Source organism: Halolactibacillus miurensis, assembly GCF_900116255.1.
In the GTDB taxonomy this organism is placed as follows: domain Bacteria; phylum Bacillota; class Bacilli; order Bacillales; family Amphibacillaceae; genus Halolactibacillus; species Halolactibacillus miurensis.
Genome location: NZ_FPAI01000030.1, coordinates 1 through 14,990, shown reverse-complemented (window position 1 = coordinate 14,990; position 14,990 = coordinate 1). Strand labels below are relative to the sequence as shown.

The 14,990-nt window shown below is 40.2% G+C and carries 13 protein-coding genes; 3 read left to right on the top strand and 10 right to left on the bottom strand.

Annotation, left to right across the window (positions count from 1 at the left end; genetic code table 11):
- Positions 1-135: 135 nt before the first annotated feature.
- Positions 136-426, top strand: coding sequence for a HesB/YadR/YfhF family protein (locus BM390_RS13340; protein ID WP_062319756.1), 291 nt, complete (start codon positions 136-138; stop codon positions 424-426).
- A 92-nt stretch (positions 427-518) separates the two neighbouring features.
- Here the strand turns inward: BM390_RS13340 and BM390_RS13335 are convergent, their stop codons facing one another.
- From BM390_RS13335 to BM390_RS13305, 7 genes are all read right to left on the bottom strand, one after another.
- Positions 519-2,174 carry a SulP family inorganic anion transporter gene (locus BM390_RS13335; RefSeq protein WP_089855396.1) on the bottom strand — a complete coding sequence of 552 codons (1,656 nt, stop codon included), beginning with the start codon at positions 2,172-2,174 and terminating at the stop codon, positions 519-521.
- A gap of 39 nt (positions 2,175-2,213) precedes the next feature.
- Positions 2,214-2,771 (bottom strand): TetR/AcrR family transcriptional regulator, encoded by a 558-nt coding sequence (locus BM390_RS13330; RefSeq protein ID WP_062319750.1) that lies wholly within the window; start codon positions 2,769-2,771, stop codon positions 2,214-2,216.
- A 229-nt stretch (positions 2,772-3,000) separates the two neighbouring features.
- On the bottom strand, positions 3,001-4,149 hold the full coding sequence (locus BM390_RS13325; protein WP_062319748.1) for a family 43 glycosylhydrolase: 1,149 nt from the start codon (positions 4,147-4,149) through the stop codon (positions 3,001-3,003).
- Positions 4,150-4,522: 373 nt separating this feature from the next.
- Positions 4,523-6,193, bottom strand: coding sequence for a formate--tetrahydrofolate ligase (locus tag BM390_RS13320; protein WP_062319746.1), 1,671 nt, complete (start codon positions 6,191-6,193; stop codon positions 4,523-4,525).
- A gap of 164 nt (positions 6,194-6,357) precedes the next feature.
- On the bottom strand, positions 6,358-7,530 hold the full coding sequence (locus BM390_RS13315; protein WP_089855393.1) for an aminotransferase: 1,173 nt from the start codon (positions 7,528-7,530) through the stop codon (positions 6,358-6,360).
- Positions 7,527-8,024 carry an Lrp/AsnC family transcriptional regulator gene (locus tag BM390_RS13310; protein ID WP_089855390.1) on the bottom strand — a complete coding sequence of 166 codons (498 nt, stop codon included), beginning with the start codon at positions 8,022-8,024 and terminating at the stop codon, positions 7,527-7,529. Before BM390_RS13310 ends, BM390_RS13315 begins: the two co-directional genes overlap by 4 nt.
- A 131-nt stretch (positions 8,025-8,155) precedes the next feature.
- Entirely contained in the window at positions 8,156-8,725 is a 570-nt protein-coding gene (locus BM390_RS13305) for a DUF1836 domain-containing protein (protein WP_062319743.1), read from the bottom strand.
- A 136-nt stretch (positions 8,726-8,861) separates the two neighbouring features.
- Between BM390_RS13305 and trhA the strand changes: the two genes are divergently transcribed.
- Positions 8,862-9,497, top strand: a complete 636-nt coding sequence (gene trhA, locus BM390_RS13300) for a PAQR family membrane homeostasis protein TrhA (protein ID WP_089855387.1) — start codon at positions 8,862-8,864, stop codon at positions 9,495-9,497.
- A gap of 37 nt (positions 9,498-9,534) precedes the next feature.
- A complete protein-coding gene (locus tag BM390_RS13295; protein ID WP_089855384.1) occupies positions 9,535-10,584 on the top strand; it encodes a mechanosensitive ion channel family protein in 1,050 nt (349 codons plus the stop codon).
- Between the two features lie 69 nt (positions 10,585-10,653).
- On the opposite strand, the gene treR is transcribed toward BM390_RS13295, so the two are convergent.
- The 3 genes from treR to treP form a co-directional block, all read right to left on the bottom strand.
- Positions 10,654-11,376, bottom strand: a complete 723-nt coding sequence (gene treR / locus BM390_RS13290) for a trehalose operon repressor (protein WP_062319737.1) — start codon at positions 11,374-11,376, stop codon at positions 10,654-10,656.
- Positions 11,377-11,392: 16 nt separating this feature from the next.
- On the bottom strand, positions 11,393-13,072 hold the full coding sequence (gene treC / locus BM390_RS13285; protein WP_089855380.1) for an alpha,alpha-phosphotrehalase: 1,680 nt from the start codon (positions 13,070-13,072) through the stop codon (positions 11,393-11,395).
- A gap of 120 nt (positions 13,073-13,192) precedes the next feature.
- Positions 13,193-14,629, bottom strand: a complete 1,437-nt coding sequence (gene treP, locus BM390_RS13280; RefSeq protein ID WP_062319735.1) for a PTS system trehalose-specific EIIBC component — start codon at positions 14,627-14,629, stop codon at positions 13,193-13,195.
- Positions 14,630-14,990 lie beyond the last annotated feature (361 nt).

Genomic DNA, 14,990 nt, shown 5'->3' with positions numbered 1-14,990 from the left:
TTTTTTCTATCCAATCGTCAACTGCTTAATCCAGAAATCACGAAAATTACATACTTTTACCTAATGAAAGACAGTAAAATTATCGTCATTTGTCATATTTTTTGGTATAGTGGAATACAAAGGGGATGAATACATATGAAGCTATCACTCACTCAACCAGCCATCCATTGGTTTAAACGTGAGATGGGATTAACAGAAGGTCAAATGGTCCGCTTTTACGTCAGACAAGGCGGTTATCAAGCTTATAATGGTTTTTCTATCGGCCTTACTGTCAATGATGAACCAACAGATGCGATTAGTCTCATTCAAGCTGACGGGCTGATTTTTTTCATTGAACAAAAAGATGCTTGGTTCTTCGATGGTCAAGATCTAAAAGTGAAGTATAGTCGGAAGAAAGAAGAAATAGAGTATATTCTACACACATAATAAGGCATGAAGACGCATATAATACAAGCCATGACAGGGACACCTGTCATGGCTGTTTTTTCTTGATCATCATGCGTCGGTTATTTTGTACGCTAAAAAGCGCGATGGTCGATCGCCGCTTGTACAGTTGGAAAAATGACGACCGATGCGTCTTGACAGAACTGTTTGATTTCTAGTAAGGCTAATGGTTGCTCTTTTACTTCTGCCAACAATAACGTCATCCCTTCCTCTTCACATCTTTTTTTTATCGATACGAGCGATTGATAGGCCGTTGCATCCATATGCGGCACGTGCGTCAGTTTTAGAATCAATGTCTTTGTATCTGTATGGAGCTCATTTAACACGTCTAAAAACGCCTGTGCCACCCCAAAAAAGAGTGGACCGGTAATCTCATAGACGACGGTATTTTTATTCATAACGGTCGGCATGTCTTCACCAAATGATTCATCCGCTTGTTCCTCGAAGTATTGGTGTGTGATTAATTGAAAATCCGTACTTTCAATCATCCGCTTAACAAAAAGAACCATCGCTAGAATCATGCCAATCTCAATCGCGATAATAAGGTCAAACATCACAGTCATTGAAAAGGTCAGCAATAAGACGAGCGCATCACTTTTTGTTGATGAAATAATAGCTTTAAATGAGCGCCATTCACTCATATTGTAACTAACCACAACTAAAATCGCCGCTAAAGTTGTCATTGGAATTAATTTCGCAAGCGGCATGAGAACTAACATCATCACCAGTAACACAAGCGCATGGACCATTCCGGCAATCGGGGTTCTCCCACCGTTATTAATATTGGCGGCTGTTCTTGCGATAGCACCTGTTGCTGGAATGCCACCAAATAAGGCTGAACCGATGTTCGCAATTCCTTGAGCTATTAACTCCATATTGGATTGGTGTTTCTTCCCAATCATCCCGTCAGCAACAACAGCGGATAATAATGACTCAATACTGGCTAAAAAGGCAATCATTAACGCTGGACGAAGAAGCGCGGTAATGGTTGTAAGTGATAAATCAAACGACGAAAAATCAACAAACGTTATCCGACGCGATATATCACCAAACTCAGTACCAATCGTCTTAACGGGTAAATCAAAGAAATGCACGAACGCCGTCGAAACAATTAAGGCAATCAATGAGCCAGGTATCTTCTTCGTCACTTTCGACCACAGCACAATAATTAACAGTGATAATCCACCAACGACTAATGTTGTTAGATCAACGGTATCAATCTGACTAATATAAGCTCCCCACTTCCCGAAAAAGTCAGAGGGAACCTCTGTTATTTCTAGACCTAAAAAGTCTTTCACTTGGGTAGAGAATAACACCACCGCGATCCCGCTCGTAAAGCCGGTCACAATCGGATAAGGGATGTACTGAATGACCCCACCTAATCTAATCAGACCAAATAGAATCATAAAGAGACCGGCCATGATTGTAGCGATTGTCAAACCTTCAAGACCGTAATCGGCGATAATACCAAAGACAATAATCACAAAGGCGCCCGTTGGCCCCCCAATCTGAACACGACTGCCACCTAAAAATGAAATAATAAAGCCAGCGATAATGGCGGTGATTAATCCTTTTTCAGGTGTCACACCAGAAGCAATGGCCAAGGCGACTGATAATGGTAAAGCAATAATCGCAACAACCATTCCTGCAATAATATCTTTCATAACTTGTTCCTTAGTTAATTCGGTCTTTCTATGCTTTAAAATAGAAAATAATTTCGGTTTTAACATAACTGTATCCCTGATTTCTTTATTTTTTTCTCAACGGTTTTACGACTTACTTTGATACATACTTAACGTAAATTGTTGCCAAATATCTTCATACATGTGTGACATATCGGTTGTCGTATAAATGAGTTCACTTGATAATAGGCCATGAATCAGTGAAAAAAACATGACCGTTAGCATGTCTACTTTATCACTCGCTACTTTTCCCTCATCGCTTTCATAGCTTATTAATTCGCGCACCAGATCAAAGCGATCGTCTAACCGTTGATGAATTTGATCCATCACAGTCCGCTCCATTGCTTCTGGTGGAAGAATTAATAACCGCTTCCAAAACAAAGCCCGTGACGTATCTTCTCTATGATACGTTAGAATATTAAAAAAAATTGTTTTTAAGTCTTTCTGACTCGCATTTAGCAAAAAGTAACCTTCACTTTCTGCTTCAATGACAGCTTTTAGCATGGCTTCTTTACTAGAAAAGTGTGCATAAATAGACGCCTTTTTAATACCGACGTAGTCAGCAATTTCACTCATACTAAACGCAAGGCCTTTTTCAGCAAATAGTTGAAAAGCCCCCGTCATAATCGCGCGTTTCGTTTTCATTTCTTCACCTCCAACCTATCGTTCGGTAGGTAATGCTATTTTAAACCTTTTGGTAAATAACCGCAACCCTAAATTGAACTCCCTCAACAAATATTCTCACGAATGTTTGATTCACAAGGACACCATAAAGCTCGATTAAAAAATAAACACGAAGACCTTAAGAAAACAGCCCACAAAAAAACAGCCACATCTGACTACCATTCAGTTGTGGCTGTTTTACTTCTATTTCTTATTCTTTTACTTTAATTATCGCGGTTGCGGCTAAGTCAGTTGGTTCAACTTGATCACCAGGCGTACCAAAGAACGGGGTACCGTCTTCTTGCCAAAATAGTCGCTGAATTCTCGCATGTCGATTATGATCATACAATGAATTCCCTTTAATCTCTTTATATGGACGAGCATGATAGACAATAATGTCATAACCATCCTCATCTTTACTAAAGCTATTATGACCGGGACCATACTCTTGTGTTTCCTCACTTGTCACAAAGACCGGTTCCTTAGTTTTTGTCCAAACCGTTGGATCCGTTAAGTCAGCGCCTTCATCTGCGACAAGGTAACCGACCGCATACGTATGATCGGTCGCATTACCAGAGAAGGCAATGTAAACTTTTCCACCATGCTTAATGCAAGCGGCTCCTTCATTAACGTAAAACACACTATTTTCCCAAGGGTATTCAGGTGTTGACAATAACACTTGATTTTTAATCGTCCAAGGATTTTCCATTTCACCAATGTATAGATTAGAGATGGTTTCATTCTCTACTTTTTGCGCCCAAACAAGATAGCGCTTGCCGTTAATTTCAAACGTTGTCGCATCAAGTGAGAAACTTTGGAATTCTGTATTAACTTGTCCCTTTTCAACCCACTCACCTTCAAGCGGGTTATCCGCTGTACATTCTAAGACATAAGGACGAATCGCCCAGACATCTTCTTTTTCACCAGCCGCAAAGTGCATATACCATTTACCGTCAATGAAGTGAAGTTCTGGCGCCCAAATATGTTCCGACATAATGCCAGATTCGTGCGCTTCCCAGATTACCTTTTCCTCTGCTTCTGGCAAGGCATCGAGTGATTGACTACGGCGCAGCACAATCCGATCATAGAGTGGATATGAGCCAGTAAAATAGTAGTACCCATCCGTATGCTTATACAAATAAGGGTCAGCACGTTGTTCAATAAATGGTTTTTTAAACTGATTTACTTTAATTTGTCCGGATACCTCTATATCAGATTCAACTGAATCTATAGCTGACCATTCAACTGGATAAGGTGCTTTAATGCCGTTATCGAGTGTGACGGTAACCTCTTTTGGCAAGTTAGGAACACTTCCTTTTGCGACGTGTACTTCTACGGGTTCAACATGTGTAATTTTCATATCTTTTCTTCCTTTCTTTCATTCAGCTATCCTTGGCTTTTATTTTATTTTTGATGACGTTTTCATTTTAACATAAACGTACATATAAGTAACTATTAAATATAAAATATTTTATACTTATCCGTATGTATATCAGTGTGACACTTCATTTACTCGATCACTGTTATTGTTAGGATGTAGGGAAATTAGGCATCATACATCCTCTTAGAATTTAATGACAATCATTGTCTACCCAGATGTGATATTTAAGTGGGGGAAAGAAAGAATGTAACAAAAAGGAAAAACGTATAGATCCGAGCTAAGGAAAAAAAAAAAACAAAAAAGAAGCTTCGTCTTAAACAGACATCCGCTCCTCTTCGTCTTCTTGCTTGTATTAAAATAGACCAATCGCTTGGTGTTGATCATCTATATCCATCTTAAGCGCTGCCGGTTCTTTCGGTAAACCAGGCATCGTTAAGACATCTCCCGTGAGACAGACGATAAAACCTGCGCCAATTGACGGGCGACATTCTCTAATCGTAATCGTAAAGTCTTCTGGCCGTCCTAGCTTCATCGGATCGTCTGAGAGTGAATATTGTGTCTTTGCCATACAAACACCTAAATTGCCATAGCCTTGTTCTTTAAGCCTCGCGATATCTTCTGTTGCTTGGGTTGAATAGTCAACATGTGTCGCCCCGTAAACCTTTTTAGCGACAGCTTCGATCTTTTCTTCCAATGTCATCTCTAAATGATAGAGCGGTCTAAAGGTTGCCTGCTCTTCCTCGATGGTTTCTACGACGAGTTTCGCCAGCGCCTGTCCACCTTTGCCACCCTGGGCCCAGACATCTGTCAGCGCGACTTTAAAGCCATGGTCTTGACACCAAGTAGTCAGCGCTTGAATCTCTTCATCGGTATCAGCTGTGAATTTATTAATCGCAATTACAAATGGTAGACCAAAAGCCGCAATCGTTTCTGTATGTTTCTTTAAGTTTTGCAATCCGTCTAGTAGTGCTTCAACATTCGCTTCATTCAGTTGGTCTTTCTTAACGCCACCGTGCATCTTAAGGGCTCGAATGGTAGCGACAATCACAACCGCTTTTGGGTCGAGATTTGCTTGTCGTGCTTTAATGTTTAGGAATTTTTCACCACCTAAATCAGCCCCAAACCCTGCTTCAGTCACAACATAATCCGTAAGTTTCGATGCCATCTTCGTCGCAACAACACTGTTACAACCATGCGCAATATTTGCAAATGGCCCTCCATGAATAAACGCCGGTACACCTTCTAACGTTTGGACTAAGTTAGGTTTAAACGCCTCTTTTAGTAATAACGTTAATGCCCCGCCTACATTTAAGTCTTCAACTGTCACGGGATCACCACTTGTATTGTAGCCGATAATGATCCGATTAAGCCGCTTCTTTAAATCATCATAATCTGTCGCAAGACAAAGAATCGCCATAATTTCCGAAGCAACAGTAATATTAAAACCGTCTTCACGTGGCATACCTTGTTTCACGCCACCAAGACCGACAATCACTTGACGCAGAGCACGGTCATTTAAATCAACCACCCGCTTCCACGTAATCCGGCGCACGTCAATGTTTAGTTCATTTCCTTGAAAAATATGATTATCAATAAAGGCAGATAATGCATTGTTTGCGGCCGTAATCGCATGAATGTCACCTGTAAAATGCAGGTTAATGTCTTCCATCGGTACGACTTGGCTATATCCTCCACCTGTCGCCCCGCCTTTAAGACCCATCACAGGACCGAGTGATGGTTCACGTAAACAACAACTCACACTGTGTCCTAATTGCTTCATTGCCTGGGCAAGACCCACGGTGACCGTTGATTTGCCTTCACCCGCAGGCGTTGGATTAATCGATGTAACAAGAATTAAGTTCGCCTCTTCGTTATCCTTTACCGTCTCCATCACATCAAGTGACACTTTGGCTTTATGTTTCCCATATTGTTCTAAGAATGCTTGATCAAGTCCGACTTGATCGGCAATGGTCTCAATCGGTTGTAACTGACATTGTTTTGCGATAGCTAAATCTGACAGCATGCATAGCCCCTCCTTAAAATCGTACGTTTTTATGTTTTTTTATTTAATCATTCGTATTATAACATCATTCTATTGAATTTTAAGTGTTAATTTATATTTTTTTATTTTTTCATCTTTTTTGTGAATCAATGAACAAATAAGGGTGTAAAAAAAGCAAAGGTTTTTTACTCCTTTGCTTTAAGCTTATCAAGAAAACGGCTTATCCGATCCATTGCTTCTGTCAGTTGTTTCATCGATGCCGCATAAGAACAACGAATATAACCCTCGCCACTATCTCCAAAGACACTCCCAGGGACTACTGCCACTTTTTCTTCCATTAATAGCTGTTCAGCAAAGTCACTAGACGATAATCCGGTAGACTTGATGGAAGGAAAGACATAAAACGCTCCACCTGGTACGTGACAGCTTAGCCCCATTCTCGTTAAAGCTTTAACAACATAATTTCGGCGTTGTTTGTAACTTTCTTTCATCATCTCAACTTCACTTAAACCATTTTCTAACGCCTCAATCGCACCGTATTGCGCCATCGTTGGGGCTGACATAATCGTATATTGATGTATTTTAAGCATCTGTGCAATTAAGTCCTTCGGACCACATACATAGCCTAGTCGCCAGCCCGTCATCGCAAAAGCTTTAGAAAAACCGGATACAAGTAACGTCCGCTCTTTCATACCCTCCATTGACGCCATACTCGTGTACGTGTCATCATACAGGAGATCAGCATAAATTTCGTCAGAAATAACGAGTAAGTCATGACCCTTAATCACATCACTAATACCGATTAAGTCTTCTCGACTTAAGACGGCTCCTGTTGGATTATTCGGACTACAGATGAGAATCGCTTTTGTTTTTTCCGTGATCGCCGCTTCAACTGCCTCTTTTGATAACTTAAACGCATCTTTCTCATACGTATCAACGATTACCGGCACCCCACCCGCAAGGGTGATTGTAGGAATATAAGAAACAAAACTCGGTTCCATGACAATCACCTCATCCCCCGGGTTAAGAATCGCCCGAAAAGCTAGATCAATTGATTGTGACGCACCAACCGTCACAATCACTTCATCTTCAGGTTGATAACGCACTTGAAAACGTGTATCTAAAAAGCGACTAATCGATTGTCTTAATGTTAGTAAACCCGCATTAGGCGTATAAGCCGTAAAACCGCGTTCTAATGAATGGTAACTTGCTTCAATCACGGACCACGGTGTCGTAAAATCTGGTTCACCCACACCGAGGGAAATAACACCTTCCATTGATTGCGCTAAATCAAAGAAGCGTCTAATACCAGATGGTTTTAACGTCTTAATATGTTCTGCGATAAACCGCTCACTCATGGTGTCACCATCATTCTTGGATCGGGGTCATTGTCTTGATCAAAAATAACCCCATCGTGTTTATATTTCTTTAAAATAAAGTGGGTCACGGTTGACATCACCGAATCAAGCGTCGATAATTTATCTGATACAAACCGACTAATCTCCATCATCGACTGAGCTTCGATGGTAATAGATAAATCATAACCGCCACTCATTAAATAGAGAGCCTTTACTTCTTTAAAGCGGTAAATCCGCTCAGCAACTTGATCAAAGCCTTTGCCACGCGTTGGTGTCACCTTCACTTCAATCATCGCTGTGACGAGCTCGGTGTTTAATACTTTTGTCCAATCAATCAATGTTTGGTAACCTAAAATAACAGCTTGGTCTTCGAGTTCTTTTCGTAAAACTTTTACTTCATCTACTGAGATGGCTAGTAAATCCGCTAATAATTCATTAGAATAAGCGGCATTTTTCTCTAATAAACGTAACATTTCAAGTGCTTTTTCAGTCATGTAAAACACCCCTTCACTTCTATTTTCAAATGTAAGCAGCATAAAATAATCTTAATCTTACTATACTTCCTAGGCGAGGTAAATAACTTTTCGATCGATTTATAAAAAAGTTATTTGAAAACTCTTACACTTTATGAGTCTCGGTCATGTTTTGATACATTTGTCTCTGTTTGAGTTTTCTCTTCACTTAACGTATCAATTCTATCTTCTGCCATTTTGCGAAACACCGCACTCAACTGAACTAAGCTAGCGATGGAAAAAAAGTCAGCTAATGACTCTTCTTCTCGAGCTAAGTCCGCTTCCATTGCCTTTTTCATCTCAACGGCATCACGCGCTTGTTTTTTCATTAATGTGACATAGTCATCATATACGTGATTCCGCTTCTTTTCATCTTCGATTGACGGGGAAATGTAAGATAGGACGGTTTCAATGTCTTGAAGTGAGAGTGCCCCTTTTAGTTGATAAATCATTTGAATCAACATAACATGTTCTGTCTGATACTTCTTATTCACAATGGGCGGTAAGAGTTTACTTTTGGCATAGTTATTGATCATGGTCTTCGTTAAAATCTTCTCTTTATCATCACGCGTATGATCGGCATATGTTTTTTCAAATAACTGTCTCACTTGATCCATATATAAATCTAAATCAGGAATCATGTCTCGTTCAATTATGGCTTGATAATCTTTATCTGAAGTCATTTATCGTCATCCTTTTCTTCTGTTCTCTTAGCATCATTATAACGAAACAATCTTATGTAGTAAAGGTTGACAGATTTCAAATAAGGTGTATGATTATACATAGTATTAGAAACTACATAAAGGGGTTATGATATTTATGCACACTTTTTTTCGCGAACCACTCAATAGCTTGACACATCTTTTCGGTATTATTTTAAGCGCAGTGGCTATGATTGTCATGTTAGTTAAAACCGAAACCATGACAGCGACGATCTCGGTCATTATTTTCGGCGTCTCTCTTTTATTACTGTATAGTGCATCAACCATCTACCACGGCATTAAAGCCTCACCTACGGTCATTAGTTGGTTACGTAAAGTCGATCACGCGATGATTTTTGTCTTGATTGCTGGAACGTATACGCCGTTTTGTTTAATCCCGTTGCGTGATTCGATTGGGATTCCGCTACTTATCGCGATTTGGGCTATCGCCTTAAGCGGGATTGGCTTTAAACTCATTTGGTTCCATTGTCCAAGGATCATTTCCACTTTTCTCTATATCGGCATGGGGTGGATTATTGTGTTTGTGTTTCAACCATTAGCCGACCATATCGAGACAGCGGGTCTTGTCTATCTCGTTTTAGGCGGGGTCATCTATACATTAGGTGGCGTGATTTATGCGATCAAACCTAAATCCCTTGAGTTTAATCATCTCGGTTTCCATGAGATTTTTCACTTGTTTATCTTAGCTGGGTCACTTTGTCATTTCCTTGCGATAAACTACTACGTCCTTTAAACTAGAATCAAGCTTTAAAAAAGGATGTGTCACCGTCATGGAATCGGTTTGGCTTTTTATCAATCAATATTTACTTATCCCGCTGATCGTTGCGGCCGGGCTTCTCGTGTTAACGCCATTACTTAATCGTTTGATCAGAAAGAAGATACCTGACTCGCACTTTGGTCATTGGCTCAGCATCTATAGTTTTATCATTTTCATCTTGACGTATTATCAAGGGAAGCCATTTTTAACCTACCCGTTCATTTCATTCGGGAAGTTTGATGTCGACCTCAATTTACTCATCGTCAGCTTCTTTGTGTTAACACTGGCCTATCATTTGTCTAAAGTTTTGACGAAACAATTTTTACCGACAGTCTTCACCCGCTATCAATTAGACGTTGGCATTCAGTATACCTTTAATCGTTTATTTCATTACGTAGTAATGATTATCGCGGTGCTGGTGACAACGTCTATGGTTGGTCTTGATTTAAGTGCTTTGACCGTCTTTGCGGGTGTGTTAGGGGTTGGGATTGGCTTTGGTCTTCAGAACATTACCTCGAATTTTATTTCAGGGATTATTCTCTTATTTGAGCGACCGATTAAAGTCGGTGACCGGGTCATTGTGGAAGAGATTATTGGAGACGTTGAGAAGATCAATATGCGTGCAACGATTATTCGCTCGATAAATAATGAACATATCATCGTGCCTAATTCTTACTTCTTAGAAGAACATGTTGTGAACCGCTCTTATGCGGCACCCGAGATGCGACTCGTCGTACCGATAGGTGTTTCTTATGACAGCGATGTCGACAAAGTAGAAGCCCTTTTGATGTCTGTGGCTGAAGAAGAAAGCAACAAACATGAGACGATTCTGACGACACCAGAACCATTTGTCAATTTCGTTGGTTTTGGTGACTCATCACTTGATTTTGAACTCTTCATTTGGATTCAAGATCCGAAACAGTTTATGCGTATCAAATCGAGTGTGAATTTTAATATTTTCCGTACCTTTAATCAGCATGACATCGAGATTCCATTCCCTCAGCGCGACTTACACGTCAAATCTATTGATCAAAAATTACTCAGTGATCTTAAAGAACACTAACATCATCATAAGCATCAGACAAAAAGACCGTTCCAAGTCCTATATTAAGGGTTTGGATCGGTCTTTTCTTTAATGATGACGTCTCGCAAAATCAACGAAACGAAAACGGTCCGGTCGGTGACGAGATTCGGTATATTGAAACAGTGTGGCATCCTCTAAATACACATAGTTTTTAATGACGACAATGTTATGAAAGCCGTCTAAATCCAGTGACTCACGATCTTCTTCTGTCGGATCCTCGACCGTGATTTCTTTTTTCGCAAAACTTATCGACAAACCGAGCGTGCCTTCTACATGTTGATAGATGGAATCTTTGGCGATGGTTTCGGTTAGTCCTGAAATTTTCTCAGCTAAGAAATAATCTTTATCTAAAATCACTTTTTCTCCGTTAATTTCCCGCGCCCGTATGACCGTTGTCACAAGCGTATCGGTATCGTCATCTGCAATTAATAATTGCTTCTTAATATGACGGGATGGGACATGTGTATCTAAAAATAATACCTCGGTATTGATATCTTCTCCGAGCTTATCACGTAATTCTTTAAAGCTCACTAAACCAGACACTGGAAAATCGAACTTACTCTGCGGCAACACAACCGAGCCCTTCCCGCGCACTTTTTGAATATAGCCATTTTGTGATAACAACGTCAGCGCTTTTCGTACCGTTTCCCTTGACGTTTGATACTGGCCTTTCAGTTCGTTTTCACTTGGTAAATAACTATCCACCGGATGAATGCCATCTTCTATTTGTTCGAGTAAGTCTTGGTAGATTACCAAGTATTTATTTTTCATCATCATCTTCCTTTAGTCACTTAGTTGAGATAGATGACTTTATGTGGTAAACAACCGATTCATAAGGGCGTAAGACACCTGTTTTAGTATCGCCTTGCTGGTCATTCATGTTACTGATTAACACCCGAGCTTCCTTACTTAGAATCCCTTCATGTGTTAGATCATAGGTGACCTCTTGATCGTAGAAATTGTTTAACACGACAAGTTGTTCCTCATCCATTTCTCTCACATAGGCAAAAATATCAGAATCTGACGCTAAAATCAACCGGTATTTTCCATCAGTGATGATAGGCTCAGTTTTTCTTAGCTGAATGAGGCGCTTGTAGTAATAAAAAATAGAGTCTATATCTTTTAAGGCATTTTCTGCATTCACTTCTTTGTAGTTGCGGGCGACGTCAATCCACGGCGTGCCATCAGTAAAGCCTGCGTGTGCTAAACTGTTCCACTGCATCGGCGTTCGAGCGTTATCACGAGATTTTTGTTTTAAGATGTCTAGTACCTCTTCTTTAGATACACCACGCTCTGTCATCATTCGGTACGTGTTGAGTGATTCAACATCACGGTAATCATCGATTGACTCAAAGTTAGGATTCGTCATCCCAAACTCTTCCCCTTGATAAATATACGGGGTCCCTTGCATCATGTGGAGCGTCGTCGCAAGCATTTTTGCACTGCGGTTATGATACTTTCCTTCATCACCAAAACGTGAGACGACACGTGGTTGGTCATGGTTACACCAAAAGAGCGCATTCCAGCCACCACCTTCGTGCATCCCAACTTGCCAGTCGGTCAGAATCGTTTTTAATTGGGCTAAATCAAACGGCGCTTTTGTCCACTTTTCCCCGTTAGGATAATCGACTTTTAAATGGTGAAAACTAAACGTCATAGATAGTTCATTTCGGTCAGGATGGGTATATTTAACACAGTTGTCGATGGACGTTGATGACATCTCACCAACCGTGATGAGATCTTTATCTTTAAAGACCTGTTCATGCATATCTTGTAAATATTGATGAATTTTCGGGCCATCGGTATAAAATTTACGTCCATCTGAGTCATCTTCAGGAAAGGCTTGATTTTTAGAAATTAAATTAATAACGTCCAGTCTAAAACCATCGACACCTTTATCAACCCAGTAAGTCATCATCTCATAGACATGATTTCTCACTTGGTCATTTTCCCAGTTTAGATCAGCTTGAGTAACGTCGAATAAGTGTAAGTAATACTGACCGGTCGCTTCATCATACTGCCACGCATTTCCACCAAACTTTGATTCCCAGTTGGTCGGCTCTTTCCCGTCTTTAGGATCTTTCCAAATATAAAAGTCCCGGTAGGGATTGTCTTTACTTTTCTTTGATTCAACAAACCATTTGTGTTCCGTTGACGTATGATTCACAACAATATCAAAGATCACTTTGAGTTCACGCTTATGCGCTTCATCCAGTAAGCGGTCCACGTCTTCCATTGTCCCGTATTCATGGAAAATCGAGTAGTAATCGCGAATGTCATACCCATTATCTTTTTGCGGTGAGTCATAAATTGGTGTTAGCCATAACACATCGACACCAAGTTCTTTTAAATAATCGAGCTTTTCTATGACGCCATCAATATCTCCCGTTCCACTACCGGTTGTATCGTTAAAGCTTTTTGGATAAATTTGATACACAACTGATTTTTTCCACCATGGTTCATGCATGTTATCGACCCCTTTTTCTATTGGTTACTTTGTAGATTGTCTCATTTTTCTTTTTATCTATTCCTAATTTAAATCGCTAACAACCATCCCGAGAAAGTCGGAATGGTTGTGGGTGAGCATTTATTTTCCTAAACGTTCGTACGTTTTCTTACCCATTGGTGACTTCGCTAAGATCATTGTCAGTACAATTGGAACAACAATCGCGATCGCCATCGCAACGAAGAACATGAACCAGTCTGGTGCTTGAATGGATAGGAATCCAGGGATACCTCCGACACCAATAGAGTTTGCCATAACGCCACTTGCGACTGAAACAGTACCTGCAATCGCAGAACCAACCATAGCGGCAAGGAATGGGAAGCCGTATTTTAAGTTAATACCAAACATCGCCGGTTCTGTTACGCCTAAGTAACAAGAAATCGCTGCTGGAATCGATACTTGTTGTTCTTTTTCATCTTTCTTGTGTAAAAGAATAATCGCCACAACGGCTGAACCTTGCGCAATATTTGATAACGCAATCATTGGCCACAGCATCGTTCCATCAAATTGACTCATTAACTGAAGGTCAATGGCATTCGTCATGTGGTGAAGCCCAGTAATCACGAGTGGAGCATAAAGGAAACCAAAGACTGAAGCAAATAACCAACCAAGGCCGGATGTTAAACCGTTATAAACAACAGTAGAAATCCAATCACCAATTGTCCAACCGATTGGTCCAAGAACAACGTGGGCAACAATAACCGCTGGTAATAACGCAAAGAATGGTACAAAAATCATCGAGACTACGTTTGGAATAATCTTACGTAACCAAATCTCTAGATAGGCAAGCACAAAACCGGCTAAAATCGCTGGAATAACTTGCGCTTGATAACCAATCATATCAACCGTCGCAAATCCGAAATCCCATACCGGGATTTCTTCAGCACCTGCTACACCATACGCATTTAAGAGCTGTGGTGAAACGAGCGTGAGACCAAGAACAATCCCAAGAATTTGAGTGGTGCCCATCTTCCGGGTGATCGACCAGACGATACCGACCGGTAAGAAGTGGAAGATCGCTTCTCCTATTAACCAAAGGAAATGATTCGTTCCTGACCAAAATTGTGATAATTCAACGAGCGCTTGGTCACCATTTGGACCAAAGTTTGGAATTTCACCGATAATATTTCTAAAACCTAAAATAAGACCCCCAACAACTAAGGCTGGAATAAGTGGTGTAAAGATTTCCGCGAGGTTAGAGATTAACCGTTGAAGCGGATTCAAATTTTGCTTTGCGGCAACTTTCGCATCATCTTTCGATGTATCATCGACCCCGGCAATCTTCGTAAACTCATTATAAAACTTAGAGACTTCGTTCCCAATAATGATTTGGAATTGTCCGGCATTCGTGAATGTTCCTTTGACAATGTCTAAATCCTCAATGGCTTTCGCATCGGCTTTGTCTGTGTCGTTTAGCACAAAACGCATACGTGTCGCACAGTGTGTCACAACATTGATGTTCTCGCTACCGCCGATCAGTTCTAATAACTCTTTTGACGCTTTTTCGTATTGACCCATTTTTCCTTACCCCTTTCTAATATGAAAGCTAAAATATAAATAATGGCATGTTAACTTGTCTATACAAGATAACTGATGACGCTTACATTGTATCTTGTATAGACAAGTTAGTCAAGGGGGAAGTTAAAAAAATATTAAACATCTGAAGATGGCTATAAATGAACCTACAAAAGTATCCGTCTGGCTGATCAGCAACATTAACGATTTGACTTTCAAACGAACGATGATTCAATAGGATTAAAAAATTAACATAATTTCATGCTATCGAATGAATTTCATAATTCTGAGGCCTTGCGGCCCAATGGTTTTGAAGCATAAAAAAGGAAGTACCTCCCCAAGTCTTGTATAATGGTAAGTAACC

Coding starts and splice junctions, on each gene's coding strand:
- BM390_RS13340 (WP_062319756.1), top strand. CDS start 136: ATGAAGCTATCACTCACTCAACCAGCCATCCATTGGTTTAAACGTGAG.
- BM390_RS13335 (WP_089855396.1), bottom strand. CDS start 2,174: ATGTTAAAACCGAAATTATTTTCTATTTTAAAGCATAGAAAGACCGAA.
- BM390_RS13330 (WP_062319750.1), bottom strand. CDS start 2,771: ATGAAAACGAAACGCGCGATTATGACGGGGGCTTTTCAACTATTTGCT.
- BM390_RS13325 (WP_062319748.1), bottom strand. CDS start 4,149: ATGAAAATTACACATGTTGAACCCGTAGAAGTACACGTCGCAAAAGGA.
- BM390_RS13320 (WP_062319746.1), bottom strand. CDS start 6,193: ATGCTGTCAGATTTAGCTATCGCAAAACAATGTCAGTTACAACCGATT.
- BM390_RS13315 (WP_089855393.1), bottom strand. CDS start 7,530: ATGAGTGAGCGGTTTATCGCAGAACATATTAAGACGTTAAAACCATCT.
- BM390_RS13310 (WP_089855390.1), bottom strand. CDS start 8,024: ATGACTGAAAAAGCACTTGAAATGTTACGTTTATTAGAGAAAAATGCC.
- BM390_RS13305 (WP_062319743.1), bottom strand. CDS start 8,725: ATGACTTCAGATAAAGATTATCAAGCCATAATTGAACGAGACATGATT.
- trhA (WP_089855387.1), top strand. CDS start 8,862: ATGCACACTTTTTTTCGCGAACCACTCAATAGCTTGACACATCTTTTC.
- BM390_RS13295 (WP_089855384.1), top strand. CDS start 9,535: ATGGAATCGGTTTGGCTTTTTATCAATCAATATTTACTTATCCCGCTG.
- treR (WP_062319737.1), bottom strand. CDS start 11,376: ATGAAAAATAAATACTTGGTAATCTACCAAGACTTACTCGAACAAATA.
- treC (WP_089855380.1), bottom strand. CDS start 13,072: ATGCATGAACCATGGTGGAAAAAATCAGTTGTGTATCAAATTTATCCA.
- treP (WP_062319735.1), bottom strand. CDS start 14,629: ATGGGTCAATACGAAAAAGCGTCAAAAGAGTTATTAGAACTGATCGGC.